The following is an 11,824-nucleotide window of genomic DNA, read 5'->3' as shown; positions in this document are numbered from 1 at the left end:
TCAGGAGGCCCCGTGGCGGTCGAGTTCCTCGTCGAGGGCGAGTGCCGCGTCGATGAGGGCGAGATGGGTGAACGCCTGGGGGAAGTTGCCCAGTTGCTCGCCGGACGGGCCGATCTCCTCGGCGAACAGGCCGACGTGGTTGGCGTAGGTGAGCATCTTGTCGAACGCGTAGCGGGCCCGGTCGACCCGCCCGGCCCGGGCCAGGGCCTCGACGTAGAGGAAGGTGCAGAGGTTGAAGGTGCCCTCGGAGCCGCTCAGCCCGTCGGGGGAGGCGGCCGGGTCGTAGCGGTAGACCAGGCTGTCCTGGACCAGTTCCCGGTCCATGGCGTCGAGGGTGGACAGCCAGGACGGATCGGTGGGGGAGAGGAAGCCGACCTTGGGCATCAGCAGCAGCGAGGCGTCCAGGACGTCGGTGCCGTAGTGCTGGGTGAAGGCCTCGCGCTCGGGGCTCCAGCCGCGTTGCACGATCTGGCGCAGGATGTCGTCGCGCTCGGAAGCCCAGCGGTCGAGGTCCGCGGGGCGGGCGAACCGGCGGGCGATGCGCACGGCGCGGTCGAAGGCCACCCAGCACATCAGGCGGCTGTAGGTGAAGTCCTTGCGTCCGCCGCGGGTCTCCCAGATGCCCTCGTCCGGGCGGTCCCACTGTTCCGTCAGCCAGTCCATGAGCCCGCGGAACGCCGCCCAGCCGCGCAGTGCCCCCATGTCGCTCTCGTCGGCGGCGAACGCGTAGGCGGCTTCGCCGTAGATGTCGAGCTGGAGCTGGTCGGCGGCGGCGTTCCCGGCGCGCACCGGGGACGAGCCGCGGTAGCCCTCCCACTGGGTGAGGGACTCCTCGGTCAGGTGGGGGTCACCGTCGATGCGGTACATGATCTGGAGCCGTTCTCCCCCGGAGCCGGCGGCCTCGATCCGGTCCCGCACCCAGCGGCGGAAGGCGCGCGCCTCGTCGTGGAAGCCGAGGCCGATGAGGGTGCGGACGGAGAGCGAGGCGTCCCGGATCCAGGTGTAGCGGTAGTCCCAGTTCCGTTCCCCGCCGATCTGCTCCGGCAGCCCCATCGTCGCGGCGGCGATCATCGCCCCGGTCGGGTGGTAGCTGAGGAGCTTGAGCGTGATCGCCGAGCGGTCCACCATCTGACGCCAACGGCCGTGGTAACTGGAGGACTTGAGCCATCCGTACCAGAACTCCCGGCAGGCGTCGAAGGTGGCGAGGTGCTCCGCTTCGGTGGGCGCGGCGGTAGCGGCGGCGCCGGCCGGCCGGGCGGTGAGGAGCACGGTGGCCATCTCTCCCGCGTCCAGCGTGAACCGCGCGGTCACGTCGGAGCCGTCGGGGTGGAGCACGACGGGGCCGGTGGCCTGCACGCACAGTTCCTGGTCCGGGCCGCGGAGCACCGCGCAGCGTTCGTCCGTCAGGGTGAGCCGGTGGGAGGCCCGGCCGTAGTCGAAGCGCGGCCGGCACTCCAGCAGGAAGGGCACCCGTCCGCGCACCACCCGGGCGGTGCGGATGATCCGGTGCCGGTCGCTCGGGGTCGCGGAGGTGTCGGGGATCATGAAGTCGACGACCTCGGCCACCCCCTGCGGGGCGAGGAAGCGGGTGATCAGGATGGCCGTATCGGCGAGGTAGAGCTGTTTCACCTGCGCGTCGGGCACCGCGTCCCGGTCGACGGCGAGCCCGCACCGGCCGCCCTCGGCGTGGTCCAGCAGGGAGGCGAACAGGCTCGGGGAGTCGAAGCGGGGGGCGCACCACCAGTCGATGTCGCCGCTGGTGGCCACGAGCGCGGCGGTCTGGAGGTCGCCGATGACCCCGTGCTCGGCGATCGGGGGGTAGGGGTTCAAGGCGAGCTCCTCGGCGGACGACCAGGGAAACATCCTTCCCCTCACGCTAGGGGCGGTGGCCGGAGCCCGGGTCACCCGGCGTGGGTGACCGCGGCCGTGCCGGAACCCGCGGCGCGGGTGATGATGGCCGCGACGGACCCCAACGGCCGTCTCCGCGGCGATGACGGGAGCAGGCGTCGTGACAACGTCCCGCGGTCCTGCCCCCGCCCCGCGCGACCCGGCCCGGGGCGGAATCCGGAAGCGGACCGACTACGCCGGAGCGGTGTACGGCTCGATGCTCGCCGCCTCCGTGATCGCGGCCTCCAGCCTCACCGAACCGCACCCCCGGCTGTCGCTCATCCTGCTGCTGGTGATCACCGGGATCGTGTTCTGGATCGCGCACGTCTACGCGCTGGTGGCGGGGGAGCGCGAGGCCGGCCGCCAGGTCACCTGGAGCCAGGTGCGCGAGGTCGGCCGGCACGAATGGCCGCTGGTCGAGGCGTCGGCGCTGCCCGCCCTGGCGGTGCTGGTCAGCCCGTGGCTGGGGGCGGGGGAGAACGCCTGGCTCGCCCTCGGTGTCGCCGTGGCGCAGCAGGTGGCCTGGGCGACGCTGGGCGCCCGCCGGGCGGGCGCCTCGCCGCGCCAGATCGCCGCCGAGGGAGTGGTCAACCTGCTCCTGGGTCTGGTCATCGTGGCGGCCAAGGTCGCCGTCGGGCACTGAGCCACCCGCGGCGGGTGGGGCCGCCCGCCGTGCCGACCGTCCTCGGCGCCGTGCCGACGGTGCTCCGTACCGTGCCGACGGTGTCAGCCGGCCAGCAGCCGCTGCTTCTGCGTGGCGAACTCCTCCTCGGTGAGGACTCCCTGCTCCTTCAGCTGCGCCAGCTGCTGCAGCTGGGAGATCTTCGCGTCCATCCCCGGCGGGGCGGGCGCGGCGGGTGCGGCGGGAGCCGGCGGCGGGGGCGGCGGCGCGGGTTCGGCCATCTCCTCCTGGTGCGCCCAGCGGCCCGCCTGGCGACGGGACACCCGGTTGGACACGGCGGTCGCCGTTCCGGCGACGACGGCGGTGCGCGCGACACCGCGCAGCAGTCCAGGCATGACGCGTACTCCTCTCGGTGGCTTCGGATCTCGGTGGCTTCGCGTTCCGGCGGCTTCGCGTTCCGGTGGCTTCGCGCGGTGGCGGACGGCCCGGAGACGGCGCCCGCCCGGCGCGTCCGTCAGGTCGTCCCTTCGGTACCGTCCAGCTCGTCCAGGGAGTGCAGCAGCTCCGGCATCGGCACCCGGCCACTGGCGACCACCCGGGCGCCGCCCCGGCGCAGGGCGGTGGCGAACGGGGCGGCCCAGGTGTTCTCGTAGATGAGCACACCGGCCGAGTTGCCGGGCTCGATGACCCCGGCGGCCTCGCTCAGGTCGCCGGCGTCGAGCAGTCCCGACCCGGCGCCCTCGAAGACGGCCAGGTCCAGTCGGCCGTCGCCGTCGAAATCGGCGATCTCCATGCCCGTGACGGTGCCGTCGGCGTCCTTGCGCACGAACGCGAAGTCCAGGATGCGGATCACATTCCGTTCCACCAGGTCGACCAGCAGCGGGAGCGCTTCCCCGGTCATCCGGTTGCCGGGGAACTCGACCACCACGTAGTCGATGGGCCCGGTCTCGGCGAGGACGTCCTCGGCCATGGCGGTGCTCCTTTCGGGGGAGTCCCTCGCCCGGCCCGGCGGGCCGGCCGCTGGTACCGACCGTAGGGGCCGCCGGGGCGCCGGCGGATCACCTGTCCGGGGTGAGGCGGCGGCCCGGTGCCGGGCACGCCCCGGACCGGGCGGAGAGTGGGCGGCCGGGTCGCGCTCCTCGTCCGGGTGGCCCAGCCCGGGGTGCCGGGCGGGGGCTCCTGCGGCGTGAATGGTGTCCAGCGGCGCCGTGGCCGCGCAGCGAATGCCGGGAGGGCCGTTGAACGGGCCGAGTGAACCCCAGCCGTCCGAGCCCCCGACGGGCGGACCGGTGAACGGAGGCGCCACCGCCGGGCCCCGGCACCCCTCCCGGGCGGGCCGGATCGTCAGGAGCACCGTCTCGGCCGTGCTGATCACGCTGACCTGCATCCTGGTGCCGGTCTCGCTGCTCACCGTCTGGGTGCACGACATCGCGCTGGACACCGACCGGTACGTCAGCACGGTCGCGCCGCTGGCCACCAACCCCGCGATCCAGGACGCCGCGGTCAAGCGGATCACCCAGGCGGTGGACGTGAAGGTGAACGGCCCGGAGGTCGCCTCCGACCTGGCCTCCTGGCTGCAGTCGCAGGGCCTGCCGCCCCGGGCCGCGTCCGCCGTCAAGTCGCTGGGGCCCAAGATCGACGACGCGGTGGACCAGGTGGTCTCCAAGGCGGCGACCAAGGTCGTGCAGAGCGACGCCTTCGACACCGTCTGGACGCAGGCGAACCGCGCCGCCCACACGGCCGTGGTCCAGGCCCTGACCGGACACGGCCGCGGCGCGGTCGGAGTCAGCGACGGCACGGTCACCCTCGACGTCGGGAAGGCCGTGGACCAGCTGAAGGACCAGTTGGTGGCCGCAGGGCTGACCCCGGCCGAGAAGATCCCGGAGGTGAACAAGCAGCTGGTGCTGTTCCAGTCCGACAAGCTGGCCAAGGTCCGCGGCGCCGCGCACGCGCTGGACGTGCTGGGCAACTGGCTGCCGGTGATCACCGTGGTGATCGGTCTGGTCGGTGTCCTGCTGGCACGGCGCCGGCGCCGGGCCCTGGTGTCCACGGCGCTCGGCGCGGCGGGGGCCGGCCTGGTGGTGGCGATCGCTCTGGTGATCGCCCGGCACTACTACCTCGACCACCTGCCGCCCGCCGTGCAGTCCCGGGACGCCGCGGCCGCGGTCTTCGACACACTGGTGAGGTTCCTGAGGGTCAGCCTGCGCACCCTCGTCGTCCTGGGCGTGGTGGTCGCGCTCGGCGCCTACCTCTCCGGGGCGGGACGGCTGCCGCGGGCCGTGCGCGGCGGGGCCGACCACGCCGCCGACTCGGTCGCCGGCTGGGGCGGCGCGCACGGCGTGCACACCGGACGGGCCGGAATCTGGACCGACGCCCACCGCCGCTGGCTCGCCCTCGCGGCGCTGCTGATCGTGGCCCTGGTGTTCGCCCTCTGGAACCACCCGACGGTGCTGACCGTGCTGCTGCTCGTCCTGGTGCTCCTCGTGCTCCTCGCCGTCCTGGCCCTGCTCGCCGCCTCCGGACGGGTCGCCGGCCCAGGACGGGGCGGTGCGCCCGGCGGGGCCGATGCGTCCGGAGGGGGCGGGGTCGGTGCGCCCGAAGGGGGCGGGGCGTCCGGGGGCGGCGGCACCGAGAACCCCCGGGAGGAGGGCTGAAAGGGCTCCACCAGGGCTGTCCGGGCCACGGCCGCGGCCGGTACGACGCCACGACAGGACGGGGATCCGGTTCTACCGTGAACGTAGGACTTCTGTTCCACCCTCCCGCCTACCGCGGTCCGCGAGGCGGTTGCCATCGAAGGAGTCACCGTCATGACGAGCAGCGTCAGTGGAGTCGGCAGCAGCCAGATCCCCCAGCCCCAGCGGCACCCGTACGCGTCCGGGTGGACCATCTTCGCGGGGGTCATGCTGATCACCGGCGGTCTCATGGCGGTCTTCGAGGGGATCTCCGCCATCGCCAAGGACGACCTGGTCGTCGTCACCCGCAACTACGCGTACTCGCTGAACAGCGCGGGCTGGGGGTGGATCCACCTCATCATCGGCGTCCTGATCGTCGTGGCGGGCATCGCGGTCTTCAGCGGCGCCCTCTGGGCCCGGATCTTCGGTGTCGCCCTCGCCGGCCTGGGAATGATCGCCAACTTCCTGTGGCTGCCCTACTACCCGGCGTGGGCGATCGTCCTGATCGCGATCGACGCCCTCATCATCTGGGGGCTGTGCCACGGCGGCCTCAAGGCGGCGGCCGAATGACCTCCGCGCAGGCCCGTCCCTGACCCGCGCCACCGGCCCGGATCCCGGCATCCGCCGAGGTCCGGGCCGCTGCGTGCGCACCGGGAGAGTCGGCGCCGCCCCGCCGCGGCCGTCCCGGCGAGGGGCCCCCGTCCGGCCCCGACGGGCGGCGGGACGGCCTGTGAGGCCCGGGTGAAGGTCGTGGGTGGGGCCGGTGATCGGCCGTTGATCGGGCGTAGACGGCGAGCCAGGAGCATCGGGAACCGGAGGGAACCGGTCGGAGGCCACAGCCTGATCGCCGGGTCCCGTACGGCCGGACCACGGGCCGTGCGGGCGCCCGGAGCTGAGGCCGCCACCGGTCCCGACGCCAGGAGGAGTCCGGACCACGAAGGGCAGACGAGGCATGGACGGCGGGCAGTCGGTGCAAGCGGTGAGAACGGCGGCGGGCTTCGGCGAGCTGCTGCGGCTACGGCGCGAGCGGGTCGGGCTGACCCAGCAGTGCCTGGCCGATCACGCGACCCTGAGCGTGCGGGCGATCCGGGACATGGAGAGCGGCCGGGTGCGCCGGCCCCGCAACGAGACCGTCCGGCTGCTGGCGGACGCGCTGCGGCTGGAGGGCCGGAGCCGGACGGACTTCGAGGAGGCCGCCCGCCGGCACCCGCTCGCGGACGAGCCGGTGGCCGAGCCGGCCGCCCCGCCGGTGGCCCGCGGGGCGATCGTCGGCCGGGACATGGAGGCCGAGGTGCTGGCCGACGCCTTCGCCGTGCACGGGGACCGGCTGGTCTCGCTGGTGGGCCTGGGCGGGGTCGGCAAGACCCGGCTCGCCCTGGAGGTGGCCCGCCGGCTGCACCTGGCCGTCCGCTGGTCGGTGCGCTGGGTGGACTGCGGCGGCGGCCCGCACCCCTGGCGCGCGCCGCTGGACGACCTCGCCCGGGACATCGGCGCGCGGCCCGCCCTGCTGGTGCTGGACGGCGCCGACGGCGGGGTGGACGCCGGGCAGCTGGACGGGCTGTTCCACCGCTGCCCCGGGCTGCGGGTGCTGATCACCGCCCGGGAGGCCCGGCCGCTGCCCGGGGGACAGGTCATCCCGCTCGCGCCGCTGCCCGTCCCGGCCCCCGAACTCGACGCCGAACCGGAGGCGCTGGCACAGGTCGGGGCCGTCCGGCTGCTGCTCTCGCACCTGTGCCGGCTGCGCCCCGGCTACACCCTGGAGCGCTCCGAGGCGCCCGCCGTCGCGGAGCTCTGCCGCCGCCTGGACGGTCTGCCGGGTGCGCTGGAGCGCGCGGCGGGGTGGGCGCTGGTGCAGTCCACCTCCCAGCTGGTGGCCGGGCTGGCGGTCGTCCCGTTCACGCTCGCGGCGCCGCCCGTGGTGTTCGGCGCGCGCGGTGACCTGCGGGACGAGGTGGAGCCGGCGATCCGGCGGCTGACGGAGCGCCAGCGCGCCCTGCTGGAGGTGCTCGTGGACGAGCCGGGGGACTGGTCGGGGGAGGACGCGGTGGTCCGCAGCGGCTGGACGCTGCAGGCCTGCCTGGCCACGGTGCACGAACTGCTGTCGCGCGGGCTGATCCGCAGCGTGCCCGCCCGGGACGGCGTGCGCTTCACGGTGCTCAACCTGTGCCGGCGCCTCGTCCGGGAGGAGCCCGGGATCCGGATGGGGCCGGCGGGGGACGGACCGCTGCTGGCCGTCGCGGGCTGACCGCCGACCGCCGACGATCCGGTGCGGGCCGGTGGGGGCCGACCGCGACGCGTCGAACGGCTGCCGATTCTGCCGCTTAATGCCGCAGGAGCTGCCGCTTGCCGGGCCCGATCGTTCCTAGCGTTCTCCGTGGGGCCGGACCGCCGCGGGAACGCGCCGGAACGCCATCGAGGATCTCTACCGATGAGGGCTGAGTCGTGGAGCACGGAAACGCCGAACAGAACGGTCTGGACGTCGTCGTGACGACGACGGCCTCGGATTCGCACACCTGGAACCTGGTCTTCCTCCAGTTCCTGCTGGAGGAGTCGGGCCACCGGGTGACGAATCTGGGCGCGTGCGTCCCGGACGCGCTGCTGATCTCCGAATGCCGCCGGATCGAACCGGACCTGATCGTGATCAGCAGCGTCAACGGGCACGGCTTCCAGGAGGGTCTGCGGGTGATCGAGGCCCTCCGCGCCTGCCCGGAACTGCGGCGCACCCCGACCGTCATCGGCGGCAAGCTCGGCATCGCCGGGGCCGACGACCCCGACCGCGAGCGGACGCTGCTGGCGGCCGGCTTCGACGCGGTCTTCGAGGAGGGCGCTGCGGTGGCCGGGTTCCGCGAGTTCGTCGGCGGACTGCGCTCCGGGGTCCTGCTGTGACGGAACCTGTGGTGACGGGCTCCGCCGTGACGGGCCCCGCCCGGGCGGGCTTCGGCGCGTTCGTGGCGCAGGCCGCCGAGGCCGGCGCGCTGGTGGTCCAGCCCCGGATGGGCATGGCGCGGGCGGCCGTGATGCGGGAGGGCCTGCTCGCCACCCGGGGGGCGGCCGCCGTCACCGTCGGCACCATCACCCTGGACAGCTACACCCGCACCGGCGACCTCGACGCCGCGCGGCGCGCCCTGGCCGCCGGGGCGGGCCTCAACGGCTACCCGATCGTCACCCATCCGGTCGAGGTCACCCGGGAGGTGCTGCGCGGGGTCGCGGACGCGGGCTTCCCGGTGCAGGTCCGGCACGGCTCGGCCGCGCCGGAGCGGATCGTCGAGGCGCTGCTGGCGGCCGGCCTGGACGCCACCGAGGGCGGACCGGTCTCCTACTGCCTGCCGTACGGCCGCACCCCGCTGCACGAGGCGGTGGCGCGCTGGCGGCGCAGCTGCGAAATCCTCGCCTCCGTCCGGGAGTTCGGTGCCGAGCCGCACCTGGAGACGTTCGGCGGCTGCATGATGGGACAGCTCTGCCCGCCCTCGCTGCTGATCGCCATCAGTGTGCTGGAGGCGCTGTTCTTCCGTCAGAACGGGCTGCGCAGCATCTCGCTCAGCTACGCCCAGCAGGCCAACGCCCGCCAGGACGAGGAGGCGCTGGCCGCGCTCGGCCGGATCGCGGGGGAGCTGCTCGCGGACGTCGACCGGCACCTCGTGGTGTACGCGTACATGGGCGTGTACCCGCGCTCGCCCGGCGGCGCGCGGCTGCTGCTGGAGGACGCGGCGCGGCTCGCGGTGCGCGGCGGCGCGGCCCGGCTGATCGTCAAGACCACGGCGGAGGCGCACCGCATCCCCACCGTCGCCGAGAACGTCCGGGCGCTGGAGACCGCCGCCGCGGCCGCCGCCGCGGAGCGGGGCCGGCCACGACCCGTCGCCGCGCCGGACACCGGGATCGAGGCCGAGGCCAGGGCGCTGATCGGCGCGGTGCTCGACCTGGACGCCGACGTCGGCCGGGCCCTGGTGCGGGCGTTCGCGGCCGGCTACCTGGACGTGCCGTACTGCCTGCACCCCGACAACGCCGGGCGGACGGGCAGTTCGCTGGGCCCGGACGGCCGGCTGCACTGGTCCGGTGTCGGCTCGATGCCGATCGCGGGGCTCGTCGAGCGCGGCCGGGCGCCGATCCTCGGCTCGGCCGGGCTGCTGGCCGCCCTCTCCCACGTCCGGCGCGGCTACGACGGCCGGGCCGAGTACGCGGCCGCCTCCGCGGCGGCGTCCGCCGCCCGGGGCCTGCCGGTGGCGCGCTGAGCCGCCCGCCGGGCCGCGACGCCCGGCCCGCCCGCCCGTCGTTCCAGCACCCCCGCCCGCCCGCCGCTCCACCACCGACGACCGCCCGCGCCTTTGACGGCGGGCCACGGACCACCCGAGAGAACAGGACCCCGACCATGCCCGACACCACGCCCCCGCCCCCGGTCGATCCGGGCCGGCACCTGACCGCCCCGACCACCCGCAGCGCCCTGCGGATCCAGCAGCAGCTGCTCGCCGCCGCCCGCGAGTTCCTGCGCGGCCGGGGCTTCACCGAGCTGCTGCCGCCGATCATCGGCCCGGTCACCGACCCCGGTGCGCGCGGTTCCAAGCAGGTGGACATCGACTTCTACGGCCACCGCTACAAGCTGATGACCAGCGCGATCCTGTACAAGCAGGCCTCGCTGCTCGCCTTCGACAAGATCTTCTGCATCGCCCCGAACGTCCGGCTGGAGCCGCTGGAGACCGCCGGGACGAGCCGGCACCTGGCCGAGTTCCACCAGCTGGACGTGGAGGTCGCCGGCGCGAGCCGGGACGACGCCGTCCAGCTGGCCGAGGAGCTGGTGGTGCACATGGTCGACAGCACGGTGCGCGAGCTGCCCAAGGAGTTCGCCGAACTCGGCCGGGACCCGCAGGCCTTCGCCGAGCTGCTGAAGGGCTCCTTCGGCCGCGTCCGGCACGCCGAGGCGGTCGCCGAACTCCAGGGCATCGGGCACCCGCAGAGCTCCGACGCCGAACTCGACTGGGAGGGCGAGGCACTGCTGTCGGCCCGGCGCGACCGGCCGTTCTTCGTCACCGACTACCCGAAGGGCTCGCGCGGCTTCTACGACCGCGAGCACCCGGAGGACCCGGGCCTGCTGCGGAACTTCGACCTGCTCGCGCCCGAGGGCTACGGCGAGCTGTGCAGCGGCAGCCAGCGCACCAACGACTACGCGGAGATCGTCACCCGGATGCGGGAGACCGGCGAGAACCCGCAGAAGTACCGCTGGTACCTGGACCTGGTGCGCGAGGGCGTGCCGGCCAGCGCGGGCTTCGGCATCGGGGTCGAGCGGCTCACCCGGTACGTCGCCGGGCTGGACGCCGTCTGGCAGGCCAGCGCGTTCCCCAAGGTCGCCGGGGTGGTGTCACCGTGAGGGAGCGCAGCGAGGCGGACGCCGCCGTGCAGGACCTGACCGCGCCCGGCTTTCCGGAGGAGGAGGTCCGGCGGCGGGCCCGCGTCGGCGCGGCCGCGGCGTTCCCGCCCGCCGAGGAGTACGGGCGGGTGCTGTTCGGCGCCGGCCGGCCCGGGGAGCCCGCGCCGAACGACACGCTCGACGCCCTGCGGATCGTCCCGCCGCTGTTCCTGCCGCAGCGGCTCGCCAAGCTGATCGACCTCGGCCGCGAACCCGACTACCGGGACGTCGAACTCGCCACCGCCATCGGCGGGTTCGCCTCGGCTCTGCCGGTCTACGTGTCCGCGACCGGCTCCACCCGGGCGGCCGGCGGTGACCTCGGGCTGGCCCTGAGCCGGCAGGCCGGGGCGCTCGGGATCCCGATGGTGATCGGCGAGAACGTGGTGCCGGTCAACGGCTACGGCCGGCTCGGCGAGGCGGCCGACCGCACCCTGCTCGGCCGGCTGCGCGCCTACGGAGAGCAACTCCCGGACGGGCTGGGCGGCGTGGCCGTGCAGCAGAGCACCGAGGACGCCGACGCCGAGGTGTGGAACCTCGTCCACAGCGATCCGGCCGCCCTGCCGCTGCTCGAATCCGGGCGGCTGGCCTTCGAGTTGAAGGTCGGCCAGGGGGCCAAGCCGGGCCTGGGCGGGATGACCGTGCTGGACGCGGAAGCCGCCGCCGCGCTCGGCGACCGCTTCGGGCTGGACCCGCTGTTCGGCGACGGCCGGGTGCTGCGCGCCGCCACCCCGGGCACCTTCACCGCGGAGATCCTGCGCCAGCAGATCCGGCTGATGCGCAACAACTACCCGCGGGTGCGGATCTGGGTGAAGCTCTACCCCGGCCGGGACGTGGCCGAGGCCGCCCGGGTGGCGCACGAGGCCGGAGCGGACGCCGTCGTGGTGGACGGCGCCGAGGGCGGCACCGGCTGGGCGCCGGGGGTGTTCCTGCCGCACGTCGGCCTGCCGCTGGCGGAGTGCCTGCGCCGGCTGGCGGCCGCGCCGCCGCCCTCCCTGCTGGTCTCCGGGCGGATCTGGGAAGGCGCCCGGGCGGTCAAGAGCCTGGCGCTGGGGGCCCGTGCGGTGGGCCTCGGGCGGGCGGCGCTGCTCGCCGTCGCGGAGGACCGGGAATCCGGTCTGCACCGTTTCGCGGAATGCCTGGCGCTGGAACTGAGACTGCTGATCAGTTCGCTCGGGAAATACTCCCCCGAGGCCCTGGACGGGGCGGACGTCTGGTCCCCCGAGAATTCCTGAAACACCCTCGGCC

General features: G+C 74.6%; 11 protein-coding genes. 8 read left to right on the top strand and 3 right to left on the bottom strand.

Annotated elements, in window-relative coordinates:
* Entirely contained in the window at positions 1 to 1,830 is a 1,830-nt protein-coding gene (locus ACFVVA_RS07085) for a glycoside hydrolase family 15 protein (protein WP_387686465.1), read from the bottom strand.
* 178 nt (positions 1,831 to 2,008) lie between these two features.
* Here ACFVVA_RS07085 and ACFVVA_RS07080 point away from each other — a divergent pair, with 178 nt between their 5' ends.
* Positions 2,009 to 2,530, top strand: coding sequence for a hypothetical protein (locus ACFVVA_RS07080; RefSeq protein WP_387686463.1), 522 nt, complete (start codon positions 2,009 to 2,011; stop codon positions 2,528 to 2,530).
* An 83-nt stretch (positions 2,531 to 2,613) separates the two neighbouring features.
* On the opposite strand, the gene ACFVVA_RS07075 is transcribed toward ACFVVA_RS07080, so the two are convergent.
* Together ACFVVA_RS07075 and ACFVVA_RS07070 are read right to left on the bottom strand one after the other, a co-directional pair.
* Positions 2,614 to 2,904 (bottom strand): SHOCT domain-containing protein, encoded by a 291-nt coding sequence (locus ACFVVA_RS07075; RefSeq protein WP_387686461.1) that lies wholly within the window; start codon positions 2,902 to 2,904, stop codon positions 2,614 to 2,616.
* Between the two features lie 119 nt (positions 2,905 to 3,023).
* Positions 3,024 to 3,479, bottom strand: a complete 456-nt coding sequence (locus ACFVVA_RS07070) for a DUF6325 family protein (protein WP_387686459.1) — start codon at positions 3,477 to 3,479, stop codon at positions 3,024 to 3,026.
* A gap of 394 nt (positions 3,480 to 3,873) precedes the next feature.
* Here ACFVVA_RS07070 and ACFVVA_RS07065 point away from each other — a divergent pair, with 394 nt between their 5' ends.
* The 7 genes from ACFVVA_RS07065 to ACFVVA_RS07035 all read left to right on the top strand — a co-directional run bounded on the left by ACFVVA_RS07065 (position 3,874) and on the right by ACFVVA_RS07035 (position 11,811).
* Positions 3,874 to 5,163 (top strand): hypothetical protein, encoded by a 1,290-nt coding sequence (locus tag ACFVVA_RS07065; protein WP_387686457.1) that lies wholly within the window; start codon positions 3,874 to 3,876, stop codon positions 5,161 to 5,163.
* A gap of 153 nt (positions 5,164 to 5,316) precedes the next feature.
* Complete coding sequence (locus tag ACFVVA_RS07060; RefSeq protein WP_387686455.1) at positions 5,317 to 5,751, top strand: hypothetical protein; 435 nt, start codon at positions 5,317 to 5,319, stop codon at positions 5,749 to 5,751.
* A 400-nt stretch (positions 5,752 to 6,151) separates the two neighbouring features.
* Positions 6,152 to 7,426, top strand: coding sequence for a helix-turn-helix domain-containing protein (locus ACFVVA_RS07055; protein ID WP_387686453.1), 1,275 nt, complete (start codon positions 6,152 to 6,154; stop codon positions 7,424 to 7,426).
* A 197-nt stretch (positions 7,427 to 7,623) separates the two neighbouring features.
* Complete coding sequence (locus ACFVVA_RS07050) at positions 7,624 to 8,067, top strand: cobalamin B12-binding domain-containing protein (protein ID WP_387686452.1); 444 nt, start codon at positions 7,624 to 7,626, stop codon at positions 8,065 to 8,067.
* Between the two features lie 11 nt (positions 8,068 to 8,078).
* Entirely contained in the window at positions 8,079 to 9,410 is a 1,332-nt protein-coding gene (locus ACFVVA_RS07045; protein ID WP_387686450.1) for a methylaspartate mutase, read from the top strand.
* Between the two features lie 137 nt (positions 9,411 to 9,547).
* A complete protein-coding gene (locus ACFVVA_RS07040) occupies positions 9,548 to 10,540 on the top strand; it encodes an asparagine synthetase A (RefSeq protein ID WP_387686448.1) in 993 nt (330 codons plus the stop codon).
* 26 nt (positions 10,541 to 10,566) lie between these two features.
* On the top strand, positions 10,567 to 11,811 hold the full coding sequence (locus ACFVVA_RS07035; protein ID WP_387686857.1) for a glutamate synthase-related protein: 1,245 nt from the start codon (positions 10,567 to 10,569) through the stop codon (positions 11,809 to 11,811).
* The last annotated feature ends 13 nt before the right edge of the window (positions 11,812 to 11,824 follow it).

This window comes from Kitasatospora sp. NPDC058048, from assembly GCF_042885555.1.
In the GTDB taxonomy this organism is placed as follows: Bacteria; Actinomycetota; Actinomycetes; order Streptomycetales; family Streptomycetaceae; genus Kitasatospora; species Kitasatospora lactacystinica.
This window is presented reverse-complemented; position numbering and strand designations above follow the sequence as displayed.